Below are 16,638 nucleotides of genomic sequence, written 5' to 3' on the forward strand. Positions count from 1 at the left end.
TGTCTAGCTTCTCGAACTAGATTTTCGGGGCGGTGGAGATTGCATGAGTGGCATTTCTCTGAGCACCGCATCTACCACGCGCGACGCTGCACCGCCGTCGTCGTGCGGAACAAAGCGGGCCTTCTGCTGCATGTACGCAGCTGAGGGCTGAACATTGCTGATGTTCGCTAAAGAGGTGATATGCCTTAGCAACTCGTCCTGAGACGTCGCCACCTCACCAGCAAGAACTTCACGATATTCAAAGTACATTCCTCGATTCGCCACGTACTCCTCGATATCTGGCGCAAAATAGACTATAGGTTTTTCAGTAACCAAGTAATCGAACATGATCGAGGAGTAATCGGTGACCATTACGTCGCAAGCGATCATCAAATCATTGACGTCGGGGTATTTGGTTACATCAATCACCCGAGAACTGGACCTGTTCTTGTCAGAGGATCGAGCATTGAACGAATGTCCACGGAGTAGAATCGTCCAATCATCACCCAGTTCATTGGCTAAACGCTCCAGCTCTAGATATTCAACCAATGGGCTCGAGAATCCCTGGGCTGATACATCTCGAAATGTTGGGGCGTACAATAGAACTTTGGCTTCATCCTCGATGCCGATTCGCACTTTACAATCGTATTGCGTAATATTTGTTGCTTTCGCCAACGAATCATTCCGAGGATATCCCTTCTCCAGAATTGGGCCGTCAAAGTACAGATCCCTCCGGATGATCTCAGTCACCACACGGCTGGGGGATACGACCCAATCCCACTCCATGGCTTCTTTCTTAGCAATCATCCTTTTACGCGCATATGCTCTCGCGTCCCCGCGAAATTCTGAGTCTCCAATATGCTTCAAGGGAGTACCGTGCCAGGTTTGCAGATATCGCTGATACTCACGGTCTCCGTAGCCTGCAATACCACCGTAATTGTTGACTACCAGGCGAGCTCTTGAAAGTACCTCGAACCACTGCTCGGTCTGCCGCACTAGGGCTCGTGCACCATTAGGAACGGGTACTGAATAGTCCGTGACCGCCCAGTAGAACTCCCATTCAGGTAACCGCTCTCGCAGTTCCTTTAGAATTTCCAACTGGGAGTCGGCTGAACCTGCACCCATGTTTACAGAGAACACAGCAGCGTTGATCGGCGGAGCTTCTAGGTCTTCCTTGCCTGCCCAGTAATTGTTCATACGTGAGACGTTGTATCTGCCTCGTTCTGTATCCAGTTGGGGCGCATCGATTCCAAGAGCAAGTTCCCAAGTATCTGAGATTAAATGCCATCTCGATCTAAAACGATCATGAAGAGTAGTAAGCGGAAAGTTATACACAACGTCTCGCCCGGACCTGATCTTGTATTGACTACCGCGGCGACCGCGATCAAACAGTCTAAATCGGTACTCTCCAGGCTCCCAAGTCAGAGGCTGGGAGCGCTCACCCATATTCAGGCACTTAATTTCAATCTCGAAACGGGTCGCGTCAATAACCCGTACGCTTGTCACCGGTTGCAAAGCACCGCGGTCACTCCACATTTCTGCGGTGAACCCAGGATGGTCTTCGAACCAACCGGTGCCGTGGAGGAGGAATCCATCGTCCAAAGGCGTGATTTCATCAACCGATAGCGTCGTGTACCCGTCGTGGAGCAGAGCCACTGATTCACTCGAACAGCGCGTACTCCAAGTTCTAGTCCGCTGCGTGCCCGTGCTCCAAGCGGTCGAACCAACGGCTTCGACGGTATCTGAAAGTCCGTCAGCCCGCACTTCGAACTTCCAAGCGTTCAGATTGCCGCCCGAGTCACTTCGGCGTTCCACGCCTTCCAAGTCCCCAGCGAACCATGCCCCCATGGGCGATACTTCGTCAGATTTGCTTAGCGACACTCGCAAGCCGTCCCACACTCGGACAGCATCGACTTGGACCCCCGTGTACGTTCGGTCAAACTCCAACTTGACACGGACCACCGATTCGGAGCGATCAAAGGAGGTCGCACGTACAGCCGGCACTTCCGACTCCAGTTTGAGAGGTGAACCCCAGGGCTGCCAGGGCATCCAAAAGCGCCGTCCTCCTTCTGCCTCAGCGATTTCCCCAAGGCGGATACTTCCCCCACGCCAGTACCCAGTCGCGTACTCGGACCGGGTGTATGACCCAGCTTCGACCGCAATTAAAACTGCCATTTGACCGTTAAGATCAATAGATGAACTTTGCAGATCAGAGATGGCTATTTTCGCAATGAATGCGGAACCGGATCGATCAGCGTTGCCCGAGCGCCAATAGCCATTCGCTCTCTCGTCCTTGCAACGTTGAGTGCTCAGCGCATGCATGGCTCCGCTACTATCAACCAAGGAAACTGTCACCCCGTGATCTAGTTCACCAGGAAGGTGATCAAGAAACGCAAATCCTTCAACAACTGCTTCACCATCGCGTACGTATGCATCTGTAACTACTTGTTTCAGCTCAACGTATCGGCTCATATCAAGCAGATTATGTTCTCCCAGGATCGCCATATGTTCTGGAGCAAAGTCAGCATCTGCCTGTACACGGCCGGCCCTGTAAACAAGTGGAAGATCATGAAAATGAGTAGAGAACCAGGCAGATTCATTTTCTGCGTTACGATAGTCCTTAGAAAACAGCTGGTTGATATACAGCGCTCGCCGGTCGAGAGCCAACGCCAACTTTATCTTCGCGGAGCTCTTTTCCCAACACTTTGCCAGTTCGCTCAAATAGATCTGATCGAATTCTTCGTCCTCGCCCACATGCGGCGAATAGACGGCAAGATCGCCTTCCAGAGCTTTGAAATATAGAGTGTCGAATAGCGCCCTTGGTGAGTTATTCGACACCAATCGATCCTCAATGTGCCATACCATTTCCATCTTGTCGGCCAAGTTCTTTACTTGTCCACGCTTTTGCGTAATAGAAGTATTGTCTTCACGCTCGCGATATAGATATACAGTGCTGGCTACTTTAACAATCCGGTTTGCAGCGAGGAACGCTTCCGCCATTGGAAGCATGTCCTCGTAGAATTTCCCTTCAGGAAACTGCAATTGAATTCTACGAAGAAATTCCGTCCGGAAAAGCTTGTTCCACGCAGTAGCGTCGAATATGAGCTCCGGGGCATCTTTCAAAGTTACTGTGGTAGCAACTGGAGCAGCAGTGTTCCCATCCCACGTTTCAATCTTCGCGTGCGAATAGGTCTGGTTCCAAGACTGCCAGCGCCTTGACCCCTTCATTCTCTCCACGTTACCGGTCGCTATATCAGCATTCATTTCAACTAATGGCGACAATAGTTCATTGACCGCATTTGGGGTTATGATGTCATCCGAATCCATGAACATCACATATTCCCCGGTTGCGGCTTTCAGACCATTATTTCTTGCATTCGACAAGCCACCATTAGGTTGATGCAACACGACTACATTGTCATGGTGTTTCGCAAACTGGTCACACATTTCCCCACATCGGTCCGGGGATCCGTCGTCCACGAGGATCACTTCAACGTTCTTGTAGCTTTGTGAGAGAACCGAGTTAACACATTCGTCCAAGTACTCCTCAACCTTGTATACAGGAATGACGATGGACACAAGTCCTCTATTTATCAAGGTAGGCTCGGAGAAGTCCCGTCGGGTAACTGAGCCTGTTTCCTCCGCCTTGGAATCGGCGAGTCTATTATGCCTCCAGTGATAGAATTTCCTCCGAGTTTCTTCAGGCACGACCGACTGCCAAGTCTTTGAGATCAGATCTCTGTACTTCATTAGCGACCTCGATTTTCTGTTTTCGTGTTAATTATCCGGAATACTTCGTTCATATCTTGAATTAACTCTGCATAGATGGCAGCGCAATCATTAGCTGGCTGGGTTTTGTTAGTCGACAGTAGTCCTAGCACCGTTTTCAGGTCTTCAAAGTCGTCTACTACTATTTCTTCAGACTCACTTGTTCTTGGGTAGGTACCACGTTCCAACTGGTATTGAGCCCCATCGGGTACGTATCTAATAATTGGCCGCCCCGTCAACTTGTAATCATATACAATCGAGGAGTAGTCAGTGATAAGGAAATCGGATATTGCCATCAATTCTTCAACGTGTTGCGCATCAGTCACATTCACCGCTCCCATTGTGCGGCCGCGGTTCCCGGAAACCATGTGATGCGATTTGAATAGAACGTTACCGTCAAAGATTTCCTTTATAACATCAGGGCTTAATCGACAACCAAGAGGCGCGGTTCCAGTTCTGTCGTCGTTTCGCCAAGTGGGTGCGAACAATACGGTTGACTTTTCGTTATCAATCCCGTGGATCACTGTGAGTTTGCTTTTATTCAGGAGCGGCTTCAAAAGCCTTACATTCCTTGGGTACTCCATTATCTTGATGGGCCCTTTGTACCCTAAGCCAGTTCTAAGGTGCTGAGCGGCTGCTTCTGACTGAGCGATCAGAAGGTCCCACTGGGGTACTTCAGTTCTCATCAGTCTCCGATAAGTCAGGTTCGTTTTTCGACGCTGAACGTCCCACAGGAGCCGCTTGATCGGTGTGCCATGCCACGTCTGTAGGTAGAACTGATCAGGCGATTTTCTTACATAGTAAGGGAAGTTGTTGTTATTGATCCACACTCTGCTGGTCGCTAGCGCCCGGTGCCATCGAGCAGTACCGACCACGAGCGGAATTCCGCCTTCTGGAACGTCGACTCCGCGATCGCGTACTGACCAGTAGAGCGGAACGTCGTTTCGCTTCTGCCGGATCATTTCAAACAAGGCCCTTGGATTATCGTTTGCGGATTTGCCGTTGTAAGACTCGAATACGATGCCGTCTTTTAAAGGGCCCCATTTTGTTTCGTGGAGTCTGAAGCGCCCGTACTTGGTCCGCTCCTGAGCAGACCAAGGAGGTGAAGCCGTAACAGAGACGGCGCCCGAGTCGCGTCCTTCGATCCGGAGCGTGTTCCACTCGGTGAAGCAGTCCACAGGTCGGATCGCCAGTTTGCCGGCTGCCCTAGCCCAACTGTCGGTTCGGTTCGGTGTTTCGCCATACTTCAGGTGATAGCCGCCTGCAAGCGCTGCGACTTTGCCTCCTTCGGCACCGGTAGTCGTCAGGTCATACACCGCGGTAAAGCTGCCATCAGCATGCAGCGCAGACTCATTAGGCTCAATCGTCTGCTCCGATGATTTGAGTACGACTTTGAGCCTCTCTGGCGGATCAATCCGACCAATGATCAGTAGTCGATCCCGGTCGTTTGTCGCACCCGTTACAGTCACTCGCCGGAACCGCTGCGCCAGTCTCACCTTTCCGGCAGAATTCGCCGCGAGACGCACACACGAAGTGCCGGGCAGAAGATAGTCGACGAATGCGTGGTACACATCGACGTCATTTCCTTCGGTGGTCTTAGCTAAGAGCTTCCACTGCCGTTCGCCATGGGTTCGGAACCGCTCGGGAAGTTCAGGCAGTGTGGTCGAAAAGATGGAAGGGCCGTTTGCTTCCAGCTCAACCTTGATTCCGGCGGTGTGCAGCGACAGACCACGTACATTCGCAGAACGGTCGAGAGTCACCGTCACATCCCGCCCGCGGAAGTCGAGGTTCTTCACTACGACTGGATCAGTCGGCATGGCGACTGGACGAATCGACAGCTCGCTTCTGTCATCAGCGACAACTGTCAGGCGTCCCGAATCGCGAATCGGGCTAGGGGCAATCATTCCTACTACCGCTGTCGACTCAGCGGGCGTGCGTAGATGCATCTCGCCCAATTCGAAGGAGCCGACCAGGTCGATACCTCTGGGCGATATGTCTCCCATACCAGAAACATCAACGCCGACCGTGAATCCCCCGGCTTCGTACGTCCGCCAAGGATCACCGACGTCCAAGTCCACTCGATTGTCGTTACGAGTCTCTACAGCACAGTCCAGAACAGTCGCCCCATCCATGATTCCCTGCATACGGAATGTGGCCCGTCCCGGATCGACCCCGGGAATGTAGGCGCACCCCTGGAGCTCGATCTGCTGTTCACCGATCCAACGCGCATTTCGCACGATGACGACGGGTTTGAAGTCGACAGGCTGCGCTTTAAGCAACCGCTGCGGAACATCGGTCTTCAGCCGAGACAGATACGTCGGCGCGACCACCCACGTACCGTCGACCAGTTCGAGCGGCACGGCTCGAGTCTCTTCCATCCTGGTTCCGAGGACTTCTTCGATATCGTCCAAGTCTCCGGACGCCACTACCCACATGTAGAGACGTTCCTGCGCCGGCATGAGCTTCCAAGCGCCTTTCGGCATCGTCTTTCGAAGAGTCTTGGCCGCTTCACAGAGGGTCTTGCGGAACCGTTTGTTTGCCGTGTCGAGGTACTCGGCGTGCATAGCAAGGTCTGTGCCCATCCAGACCGCATATGCTTGCTCGATAACGTGACCGGATGAATGGTGAAGGGTCGCTCTGAGCGCCTCAATGACTTCGAGCTTCGACTGCAGGTCACTCAGCTCGGCCTTGCGTTTGGAACGAGTGTCTCGACCATCGGCCAATCTCCACGCATACACGTCGTTCGTGAGCACGTCGATCGCCGCAGCACCGACCAGTGCTCTATAGACGGGTTCTTGGTCTTCGTAGTTGGAGAACCCCCACATCTCGCCTACATGACGGTTCCAGAAATCGTGCCGATACACCTTGTTCCACAGGACAGGTTCCTCCAGCAGCTCCGGCATATCGTCCAACCGCACTGCCAACCGCTGGCGAGCATGTACTCGCGCGGTCAGCTTCGGCCTGGACCGGCCGGCTGAGCCTATACGAACATACGCCCCAGTGGCAATGTCAGAACCGGTCCGTTCAAGCGAGTCAACGAGCGTCGCATACGCGCCCGGCAGCACCTCGTCGTCTGCGTCGGCAAAGGTGATGTACTTCCCACGAGCAGCGTCGATTCCGCGATTGCGTGCACGTGCTGGGCCTTCGTTAGGTCCAGTTAGGACCGTTACCGGCTGAGCACCGTGAGAATGCTTTTCTGCCTTTGCAACGGTGTCATCGGTCGAACCGTCGTCGACGACGATGACTTCCAAAGACACACCGCTCTGGCTGAGGATGCTCTTCAAGCATCGGTCGATGAAGTCACTCGCATTGAATGCGGGAACGATCACGGTCAGCGTCGGAGTGTCCGTGCCATCTTCAATGGGTGGCCCAACGGTCGATGGTCTGGTCGAATTGTGTTCCGATTCGCGCTTACGCCGGAACTCTTTGAATCCTTCGACCCCGCCATGCCGCAGATGCCACAGTGCTTTACGCCACTGCTGTCCGCTCACATGGCCTCACCACCGTTCTTCTTCACCTGCTGCCGGATGCTTTCGACGATCGACTCATAGTCAGCATGTCGGAAGTGGAACGGTTGAGGTCCCCACTTATGGTCTCGATCGATTCGGACCTCGCGGCTTTCTCTCACCACTGACGACGCTGCCAGCGATCGTGCCTCTTTACGATACCGGATGTAGTCGCTATTGGCTGAAAGAGCTCGGTCAGCATACTCCTCTGCCTCGGTCGGTTTGATGTTGCGCAGGCTCTGCCACGCTTCACCCAATCCACGACCTCGTGACAGTTCCCTGCCCAACTCGCGGGTTCCTCGCTGAAGCCGCCGCCATTGCCGCCCTGCTTTTGCGAAACCGTCGTTCTGTGGATGCTGTGCGCCGTCGAGAGCCCCCGCCCATTCGATGTCGAGGAGGACAGTTTTTTCCCAGAGCTCGGCATCCTTGAGACCCTCGATGAGGGTGATGAAGCCTGACTTCCACTGGTCGAAGTGCTCGTCAGTGCCGAACTCAACGAGCCGTGCACCGCTGCGGCGCGCTGCGCGAGCAGCACCGCAGGATTCCACCTCGATCGAGTTTGTCATGGTCGTGCCGTCGGGGAACTTCCAGAATCCCCGTCGTTCATCGACCAAGTCGAGAAGAACGACGTCGAGGTCCTCAGCGTTCTTGGCAATTCGTTCGAGGCCACTCCCCTTGAGGTCGCTGGAGACCATGCGCTTTTGGAACGCCGAGTTCAGATCGCTGAGATCGATTCCAGCAGTCCCATGCGGAGATTTCAGGCTCGTCACCGAATGTCTGGCCACGTAGGCGACGACCTCGGCTTCGGGCATGAATTCTGCTGTATCACGGCTCACGCAGGAGCCGAATATTGCGATCTTCATCGGTTCGAATCCTGGTGGACGACATGAGAATCATCTTCCTGCCGCAAGCGCTGCCGCTCCTCATAGCGTTCATCCGCGATCTGGCGTGCTCGAGAGGCAAGCCTGCGGCCGGTGAAGTCGTCCGCGGCGGCAACCGACGACGCACGGTCGCTCGGGTTAGCTGCTCGCAGAACGACCCGTTTCTTACTGGGATTCAGGCGCAGCGGAGGCGCATCGGTAATCCGAGGGGCGCTCACTGCCTGAGAGGCAGGTTTCGGCAACGCTGGGAACTTGGCCTTCGGCATCTCAGCGTCGAAGGATTTCGGCCAGATTTGCTCTTCGGCAGCAGCCAGCATCGGAGTCGGAGTCTCTTCGACTTCTTCGAGCGTGTCCTGTCGCTTCACATGACGTGCAGGAGCGGCCTTCTTCTTGGACGGGCGCGCTGCGTGCCGCGGGATGGGATTCTTGATGAGTTCGGGCTCGAGGATGTTGATCTCCTCTTTGACCGCGTTGCTCACAACATCGGCCAGGAGCTTGTCCGCGATGTCTTCCTTGCCCTTAGCCACATTCCATGCCCACCAGCGGTATTTCTCTGCAACAGCCTCGGCGGGACCGTTCATGAGGATCTCGCCTCGGTGCATCCAGACTGCGCGGGTACACAGCTCCTGAATCACTTTTGCGGCATGGTTGACGAGCAGAACCGTTCCTGCTTCGGCAAGAAGTTCGTCCATCGCACGTTCGCTGCGCTCTGCGAAGGTCGCGTCACCTGTCGACAGGGCTTCGTCGATGAGCAGAATCTTCGGGCGTGCAGCCAATGCGATGGCAAATCTCAGCCTGGCGCCCATGCCCGACGAATAGGTTCCCATCGGCCGGTGGATCGCCGCACCCAAGGCCGAAAGCTCAACGACATAGTCGAAGGCTTCGGCCGCCTCTTCGGGAGACAGTCCCATTGCCAAACATCCGAGGCGCACGTTCTCGCTGCCGGACAGCGCTGGTTGCAGCGCAGCGCTGACACCGAGCAGAAGCGGCTGATAACGGACGAGGATTCGGCCGCGGTCCGGCTGCTCGACGCCGGCGACATTGCGCAGGAATGTGGATTTTCCGGAGCCGTTGGCTCCGACGATTCCCACCATCTCTCCTTCGCGGGCGACGAAGTTGACCCCACGCAGCGCTCGCACAGTGGTCTGACCTTGCCGTCCGACGATCTTGTTCGTCAGGTGTCGGACACCAGTTGCCCTACTGCCCGGATCGTTAGTGTTGACGGTGTACCGGACTTGGACGTTCTCCGCGATGATATTGGGTTCCTGGACCTCAGAGTCGGCCATAGTTCTCCTCCCCTCTCCAGAAGAACAGGAATCCGACGATGAGAAGGCCGAACGCCCAGACTGTGCCGACGATCCACATCTTCGGATCCGTATCCACTCCGTAGAGCAGCGAGTTGCGCACCAGCGTCAGGTAGGCATGCATCGGGTTGTACTGCATAGCTGCCAAGAGGGCCGGGTGATTGTCCAGTCGGTCTTCGATGGAGAAGAACACTCCCGATCCGTAGAGCCAGAATCGGCTGACAATCGACATGAAGTTTGTGAGGTCTGGGATCTTGTGACCGAGACGCGCAAGGAAGCAGGCGAGACCGACATTGAAGATCGTCTGCAGGATCACAACAGGGATCACCAGAACGATTCTCCACGTGATCTCTTCCAGCGGCGGGGCGATAGCGAGAACGATCACCATGACCAGCAGGGTCGGCATGAAGTCAAGGAAATTGCGGACCACGGTGGAGATCGGTAGCGCTGCACGTGGGAATTGGAAGCCCTTGATCATGGACGCACCGGAACGGATCGCTCCAGTTCCGCCGGTCATGCACTTACCTGTGTAACCGAAGAAGAAGACGCCGACGACAAGGAACCCGAGGAAGTTGTGAATACCTCGCGAGGTCCCCAGGATGTAACCGAAGATGAACCAGAATGCGAGCACCGAAAGCAGTGGATTGAGGAACAGCCACCCGTAGCCGAGTATGTTCTTCCTCGTCGAGCTCGACATCTTGGCTCGGGACTCGGCGATGATGAAGTGGCGGCGGTTCCACAGCGCGGCGAGGTAGCTGCTCAGGCTCGTCCGTCGTCCGACTGGCACGAGGCCTTCGCTCGACACGGACGGGATCGAGCTCAGCCCGAGGGGGTTCTTCGTCTCACTCATCGCACATCACTCCCCACGAGTTGAGAATAGACCTGCCCATATCGTCGTCCGATTTCCTTCCACCTGCGAGTTGCAAGAACGTGTGCTCGTCCATTGTCTCCGAATCTTGCCCGCGCAGTGTCATCGGCGGCGAGTTCGGACAGCAGTTCCGCGAGCTTCTGCGGGTTCTCCGGCGGTGTCGCCAAGCCTGCGCTGTCTGGAACCAATTCACGCAGTGCCGGCAGATCGGAGATGACGACGGGCCTTGCAAGACCCATCGCTTCGATCGGTTTGATCGGAGTGACCAGACGACAGACTGGTTCATCTTTACGCGGCACGACGATCACATCGAGCGCGAGTTGGTATTCAATTGCCTGGGCTTGGGAGACTCGGCCGGTGAAGACTGCGTTCTCCCCCAGAACCGCGGCGCGTTCCCGCAGTACCGGCAGGGCGACACCATCGCCGGCGATGAGGAGACGCAGGTCCGTGCCCTGGCTCCGGGCGAGGATGACGGCATCGACGAGGTCGTCGAGTCCTTCGTATCCGACGATCGACGCTGCCGCGCCGACCCAGACCCCGTCTTCGGGCAGGCCGAGGCTCCTTCTCACCGCGGCCGGAGTGCGGGTGACATCGGTGTCGACAACTGCTTCGGAGACCGAATTCGGAATGAGAGTGATGGTTTCTGCCGGCACTCCCCCGGCGATCAGGTGCTCACGCATCGTCTCGCCCAGAGTGATGACTGCGTCGGCTGCCGACGCCACTTCAATTTCCTTGGCCCGCATGAGTGCGAAGCGTTGACTGTCCCGTCGCGCAGAACGCTCTTCCGGACTGCTTCCTGCCGCTGCCCATGTCTCTTCCAAGACTCCGCGGACTTCGTAGACCCATGGCAGGCCCACTGCTTTCGCGGCTGCCCCGACAGCCAAGCCGTTGACGTAGTGCGTTGTCGTGTGAAGGATCTGTGCTCCACGTCGATGTGCTTCAGCGGCGATATGATTCGCCTGCTCGCTCAGCCGCTCGGATGGTGTGGGACGCGGTCTCAGCGGCACGTCACGGATGTACTCGACACCGTCGACAACCTCGACCGGTCCCCGACTCAGCCGTCCGATGGTCACGGGATACGACGGACGCGTGATCGCAGCCGCCCCATGGCCTGCTTCCCGCAGAGTAGTGAGGATGGCATGTGACCGGTACGCATAACCGGAGCGAGTATGCGGCAAGGAGTTCGTCAGCACATGCAGAGCCGTCGAATGCTGACCTCGATCACGTTCCGCATTGCCGCGAGCCCGACGAGCTGTGATGTGACTCGAAACCTCCGGCCACCGTTGAGGCTGCAGACACTGTCGCTCATCGAGCAGTCGTGTCCGACGTGCGCCGTCAGGCAGAACTGCGATGGCTTCGTCGATGTGCCCCTTGGTCCACTCGATACGCGAGCTCAGTGCACGGGCACCGGGAACAGCAGCCGCGATCGACTCGGCTTCGTCGAGGAGTCCCAGATTGAGTGCGATCTCGCCGAGTAGGCGTGACGGCGCAGGAGAGCCCGCGACCAATGACTTCGCCGCCGTCTCTTCTCCGAGCAGCCACGCAGAAGCCGCCCTGCTGGCGTCACCCGGCAGACGTCCGAGTGCATGTCCAACGAAACGCGAGGCGGGTCCCGGCAGGCGACGCGCCAGCTGCATACCGAAGAACACGCGGTCATCGTTGATGTGCCCGGCCGTAGTCAGGGCAACGTTCGTCAGCTGTCGGGCGAGGAAGCGCAGGTTCACGACACCACCTGCTCGAGGACGCGTTCGTAAGTGCGCCCCATAGCGACTGCCGAAGCATGTCGAATCACCCAATCGCGCGGATTCAGGCCCGCGGGCGGATTCATTCCGAATTCCTCACCGGCTTCTATTCGCGATCGCATCCGCGTCATTGCCGCTGCCACTGACTCGGTGTCTCCGGGGACCGCAACTTCTCCTGCCGCGGTGACCGTGATGATGTCGGCGGCCTCACCGGCGACGACACCGACGACTGGAATTCGACGGGCCATCAGGGAGTAGAGCTTCGACGGCACTGTGCATTCGTAGGAGTCGAGGGAGCTGAGGCTGACCAGCCCGGCGTCTGCCCACTCCCAATGGGCCGCGAGTTCGGCACCTGCGATCTGGGGATGGAACTCCACCGGCACCCCATTTGCGGCAGCGACGGCCTTGAGTTCGACAGTGTCGACGCCGCCGCCGACGATGCGCAGTCGCACACCCTCGGTGCGGGCCAGTGCACGAATCGAAGTGCTGAGGTCCTGGGAACGTCCGACAGTGCCCACATACAGCAGGTTGAGTCCATTGCGGTCGGCAGCAGTTCTGCCGAGGACTTCGTCGCCAGCGGCACCCGTCTCCTCTGCGGGACGGATGAGGGGGATCGCTCCTGTCGCAGTCAGCCCGGATGCGCCTTCCAACTCCGCCGGTGAGACTCCGCTGCGGACGACCTCTGCGGTCACCCCACGCTGCTCCAAGCGACGTTTGAAACCCTCCGTGGTGACGACGACGACCGCCGCACGCCGTTGAGCACGAGTGAGCAGGTCCGGCAGAAGCCGATGTTCGAGGCGATGCGTCAGCATCCCGGGCAGGTGCTTCCCCAGGGCCCCCGTCACCAGGTTCATCTCCGAAATGAGGTCCGGCCACGCATCGCGCACTTCAGCGACATGCGGCACTCGCAGCAGACGCGACAGAGTATCGCCCGCCAGCAGAAACGGCAGTGCCGGGGTAGTGGAGACGATGACGTCGGGACGCATTCTGCCCCGCAGCCGGTCAATGACCGCCGACATCGCACCCGTCGCCGATACCGTCTGATCGAGCAGCTGACGAGCCATCGACGATCCGCTGTGCAGATAGGGCACGCGAAGGATCCGCTCACCGTCGACGCCGGTGTCCCAGGTGCCGCCGAGGCGCACGTCGACTCGACGACGGCCCCGCCCGACCTTCGATCCGAAGAACCCGTTGCGGTCGGAATACGGGTAATGGGGATGCGGTGCCACCGTGATGACATCGTGTCCGGCAGCGCGCAGGTGGTCGACGAGGATCCGCCACCGCCGCTGCGGTGCACCGACCTCGGGATAGTAATAGTGGCTGAGCAGAACGATTCTCATGCGGTCGTCGCCTCCTTCAGCGCCCGTCGCCGCAGCCACAGCGGCAGCAGCGCATAAAGGGCGAGCAATCCGACCCAGAACACATGGGCCGGGTACGTCGTCGCCGTATTTCCGCTGATGAGGGTCGGCACGGCCATAATGCAGGCGAGGACACACAATGCGGCGTGGAAGAGCGAAACGGAGCTGTGCGGCCAGCCCGCCTGTTGGATCCGCTGGTAGATGTGTTCACGATGAGGCAAGAGGATATTCTCTCCCCGAAACAGGCGCAGGACCAAAGTGAGACCGACGTCGAAGAAGACGAAGATCATCGGCGCGATGATGACGACGATCGGGACGCCTTGAACGAACAGCCATACCGCAAGAGCGAAGACGGCCGCTCCGATTCCGTAGCTGCCCGTGTCACCGAGGAACGCCTTGGCCCGACCGAGGTTGAACGGGAGAAAACCGACAGCAGCACCGGCCAGCGCCAGAGCGAGCAGAGCGATATCGTTCTCACCCACCCAGGAGCCGACGAAGGCGAACCATCCGGCGGTGACGATGGTCCACTCGGTGACATACCCGTTGAGTCCGTCGACGAAGTTCACGGCGTTGACCGTGGTCACGCCGATGACAGCGAAGGCGATGACGTGGGCGATTCCCTGAGTGGAGAACATCGCGATGATCGCGCTGAACAGCAGAGCCAGGATGACCTGTCCGATCAGTCGCCCGGCAGGACGCAGGGAGTCGAGGTCGTCGCTCATCCCGATGGCCGAATAGCACCAGGTCAGCACCAGGAAGCCGATCGGCAGGAGGACGCCGCCGAGGCCGAAGACCCCGTCTTCGCTGACGCTCCAGACCATGGCGAGAATCGTTGCCACGGTGATGCCGCAGCCGATGGCGATTCCCCCGCCGCGGACAGTCGACAGTGTATGCGACGAGCGATGAGAGGGGACATCGACGACGCCGGCTCGCCGCAGCAAGGGGAAGGCGATGAGGGCGCTGAGAGCCGTGACCACCGCGGCCACAACCAGGATCACCAGCGACTGCAGAGCCATCAGAGGCCGACTCCGGTGTCATGAGGATCTGCTCCCGGCTCGGAGGCTTTTGATGACGTCGATGCCGGTTCGATGGCCGCCGTCGCGTCATCGGTGACCGGGACTGACTCGGAGTCGAGGAGGCTCGTCAAGCGTTCCTCGAGGACCGATCGGTGAGTGAATACCTGCGGGTCACGCGATTCGGCCACCAGGGAACCGAGCTTCTCCAGATCGATCGGAGCGATCGGCACCTGAGTGATCAGCGGATGATTGGGCCGACTGTCGACCTCCCCCGGCGACAGAAGCGCTTCAGTGAGCTTCTCCCCCGGGCGCAAACCGGTGTACACGATCTGCGCATCGCTGCGGCCCGACAGTGCGATCACGCGCTTGGCGAGGTCAGCGATGCGGATCGGTTCGCCCATGTCGAGGACCAAGGTCTCTCCGGGGCCGCCGATCGCCGCTGCCTGCAGAACGAGCTCACAGGCCTCATCGGCAGTCATGAAGTACCGAGTGACCTCGGGATCGGTGACCGTGACGGGGTCGCCGGCCGCCACCTGAGTGACAAAGGTCTCGAGAACGGAGCCCCGGGAACCGAGCACATTGCCGAAGCGCACCGACATATAACGCCGTCCGGTTGCCGCGGCCACGGAGGCGATCGCCCGCTCGATGGAGAACTTCGTCCGCCCCAGCACCGAGGTTGCGCCGGCGGCTTTGTCAGTGGAGATGTGGACGAATGAATCGACGTCGTGAGCCACTGCAGCGTTGAGCAGGTCGAGGCTGGCTCCGACGTTCGTGCGCACCGCCTGTTCCGGGAAGCGCTCAAGGAAAGTCAGGTGTTTGAGAGCCGCAGCGTGGAAGATGATGTCCGGCTTCGCCTCGGCGACGAGGGCATCGATGAATGCCGGATCTCGCAGGTCTCCGAGGACGAGGTCATCACTGGTCAGAAGGGCCGATCCCTCAAGACCGAGCTCAGTGGCGTGCAGGCCGGATTCGTCGCGGTCGGTCATGATGAGTCGGGCCGGGTCGAACCGGGCGACCTGACGGCACAGCTGTGAGCCGATGGAACCGCCCGCCCCGGTGACGAGGACAACCTTACCGGTGATCGCCGAGGCGATGTCGTCGATATTCGTCGAGATCGGTTTGCGTCCGATGAGGTCTTCGAGGCTGACATCGCGGAAGCTTCGGTGACGCAGGTCGGCGACGTCATGGGCGTCCGGCTCAGGACGTGCCAAAGCGGAGTCCGAGAGCTTCGGCATGATCTTGATCTCGACCGGTCGGGATTCAAGATTCGAAGCGATGCGGGAGAGCTCTTCTGGAGGCAGGTCGGAGATCGCAATGATCACAGCCCCGGCACCGGTGCGATCGACATGATCGGCGATGTCGGCGATCGGTCCGAGCACCCGGATTCCGTTGTAGCGCAGATGCCGCTTGGCAGGGTCATCATCGAGGATGCCGACAGCGACGAATTCGTTGTGCGTGTCCTGAGCGATCATGTCGAGGGCGAGCATGCCCTGGTTCCCTGCGCCGACTACGATTGTGGGCCGGGACGCACCGGACGTGGTGAGACTGCGCTGCCTCAAGTTGCGGCGAATCCAGTTCTCGAGGCTCTTGATCACGACCATGAGCGCTCCCGCTGTGATCGGGACGCTGGTCGGGATGAGCAGTTGACTGGCGAAGGCGAATTCGACCACCCACATGACGCCGACACCCACGGCAACCGTTCCCACGATTGCCGCGAACTGGTCGGTCGAGCCGCGTCGATAGCGACCGCGGTAGATCGCCAGTGGCCCGCCGATGAGGAAGACGATCAGACCGATCGCCGAACAGACGAGCATTCCCGGAACGTTGACGAGTGACGTCTGGAAGTCGTATCTCACAAGTGTCATCGCTACGACGAGGAACGCGAAGACGAGACCATCGATGAGTGACAGCGCCATGGCTCTGCCGTGCCGCCTCATTGGGGTCCGTGAGGGAATGGGTCCTGAGCTGCTTCCCACTGTCCTCATTTCTCCCGATGTGCACTGGCCAGGCTCGGGAAATCACACTTCCGTGACCTCCGTCTCGTTGAGACGAACCGAGCCTCTTTCGACTTCCCGATTGTACTATTGGACCTAACAGGTTCCGGTCGGAACGAACACCGCGCGCATTAAGAATTGGTTGCAATATACAGGTGAAGTAGCCCGAGATATTCATCTCCAAACCAGTTCTGCCACAAGGATGATTGCAATTGAGCTGCC

9 protein-coding genes are annotated in these 16,638 nt (G+C 58.1%); all 9 read right to left on the reverse strand.

The genetic code is table 11. The features are described from left to right. Window positions 1–3: 3 nt before the first annotated feature. The 9 genes from BEP01S_RS16455 to BEP01S_RS00620 are packed head-to-tail and all read right to left on the reverse strand — an operon-like array spanning window position 4 to window position 16,338. Window positions 4–3,729 (reverse strand): bifunctional glycosyltransferase family 2 protein/CDP-glycerol:glycerophosphate glycerophosphotransferase, encoded by a 3,726-nt coding sequence (locus BEP01S_RS16455; RefSeq protein WP_083532406.1) that lies wholly within the window; start codon window positions 3,727–3,729, stop codon window positions 4–6. Next, window positions 3,729–7,238 (reverse strand): bifunctional glycosyltransferase/CDP-glycerol:glycerophosphate glycerophosphotransferase, encoded by a 3,510-nt coding sequence (locus BEP01S_RS00585; RefSeq protein ID WP_083532407.1) that lies wholly within the window; start codon window positions 7,236–7,238, stop codon window positions 3,729–3,731. Before BEP01S_RS00585 ends, BEP01S_RS16455 begins: the two co-directional genes overlap by 1 nt. Then, the gene (locus BEP01S_RS00590) at window positions 7,235–8,116 is read right to left on the reverse strand and encodes a DUF6270 domain-containing protein (RefSeq protein WP_062239290.1); all 882 of its coding nucleotides are present in this window, start codon (window positions 8,114–8,116) and stop codon (window positions 7,235–7,237) included. The genes BEP01S_RS00585 and BEP01S_RS00590 overlap by 4 nt, the downstream gene beginning before the upstream one ends. Next, window positions 8,113–9,420: an ABC transporter ATP-binding protein gene (locus tag BEP01S_RS00595; RefSeq protein WP_062239293.1), complete on the reverse strand. Its 1,308-nt coding sequence runs from the start codon at window positions 9,418–9,420 to the stop codon at window positions 8,113–8,115. The genes BEP01S_RS00590 and BEP01S_RS00595 overlap by 4 nt, the downstream gene beginning before the upstream one ends. Continuing rightward, window positions 9,407–10,288 carry an ABC transporter permease gene (locus BEP01S_RS00600; RefSeq protein ID WP_062239295.1) on the reverse strand — a complete coding sequence of 294 codons (882 nt, stop codon included), beginning with the start codon at window positions 10,286–10,288 and terminating at the stop codon, window positions 9,407–9,409. The genes BEP01S_RS00595 and BEP01S_RS00600 overlap by 14 nt, the downstream gene beginning before the upstream one ends. Next, a complete protein-coding gene (locus BEP01S_RS00605) occupies window positions 10,285–12,030 on the reverse strand; it encodes a glycosyltransferase family 4 protein (RefSeq protein ID WP_062239298.1) in 1,746 nt (581 codons plus the stop codon). Before BEP01S_RS00605 ends, BEP01S_RS00600 begins: the two co-directional genes overlap by 4 nt. Then, window positions 12,027–13,388: a glycosyltransferase family 4 protein gene (locus BEP01S_RS00610; RefSeq protein WP_062239301.1), complete on the reverse strand. Its 1,362-nt coding sequence runs from the start codon at window positions 13,386–13,388 to the stop codon at window positions 12,027–12,029. The genes BEP01S_RS00605 and BEP01S_RS00610 overlap by 4 nt, the downstream gene beginning before the upstream one ends. Continuing rightward, window positions 13,385–14,422 carry an MraY family glycosyltransferase gene (locus tag BEP01S_RS00615; RefSeq protein ID WP_062239304.1) on the reverse strand — a complete coding sequence of 346 codons (1,038 nt, stop codon included), beginning with the start codon at window positions 14,420–14,422 and terminating at the stop codon, window positions 13,385–13,387. The genes BEP01S_RS00610 and BEP01S_RS00615 overlap by 4 nt, the downstream gene beginning before the upstream one ends. Then, entirely contained in the window at window positions 14,422–16,338 is a 1,917-nt protein-coding gene (locus BEP01S_RS00620; RefSeq protein ID WP_062239306.1) for a nucleoside-diphosphate sugar epimerase/dehydratase, read from the reverse strand. Before BEP01S_RS00620 ends, BEP01S_RS00615 begins: the two co-directional genes overlap by 1 nt. Between the last annotated feature and the right edge of the window lie 300 nt (window positions 16,339–16,638).

This window comes from Brevibacterium epidermidis NBRC 14811 (genome assembly GCF_001570805.1).
Lineage (GTDB): Bacteria > Actinomycetota > Actinomycetes > Actinomycetales > Brevibacteriaceae > Brevibacterium > Brevibacterium epidermidis.

Coding starts and splice junctions, on each gene's coding strand:
- BEP01S_RS16455 (WP_083532406.1), bottom strand. CDS start 3,729: ATGAAGTACAGAGATCTGATCTCAAAGACTTGGCAGTCGGTCGTGCCT.
- BEP01S_RS00590 (WP_062239290.1), bottom strand. CDS start 8,116: ATGAAGATCGCAATATTCGGCTCCTGCGTGAGCCGTGATACAGCAGAA.
- BEP01S_RS00595 (WP_062239293.1), bottom strand. CDS start 9,420: ATGGCCGACTCTGAGGTCCAGGAACCCAATATCATCGCGGAGAACGTC.
- BEP01S_RS00600 (WP_062239295.1), bottom strand. CDS start 10,288: ATGAGTGAGACGAAGAACCCCCTCGGGCTGAGCTCGATCCCGTCCGTG.
- BEP01S_RS00610 (WP_062239301.1), bottom strand. CDS start 13,388: ATGAGAATCGTTCTGCTCAGCCACTATTACTATCCCGAGGTCGGTGCA.
- BEP01S_RS00615 (WP_062239304.1), bottom strand. CDS start 14,422: ATGGCTCTGCAGTCGCTGGTGATCCTGGTTGTGGCCGCGGTGGTCACG.
- BEP01S_RS00620 (WP_062239306.1), bottom strand. CDS start 16,338: ATGGCGCTGTCACTCATCGATGGTCTCGTCTTCGCGTTCCTCGTCGTA.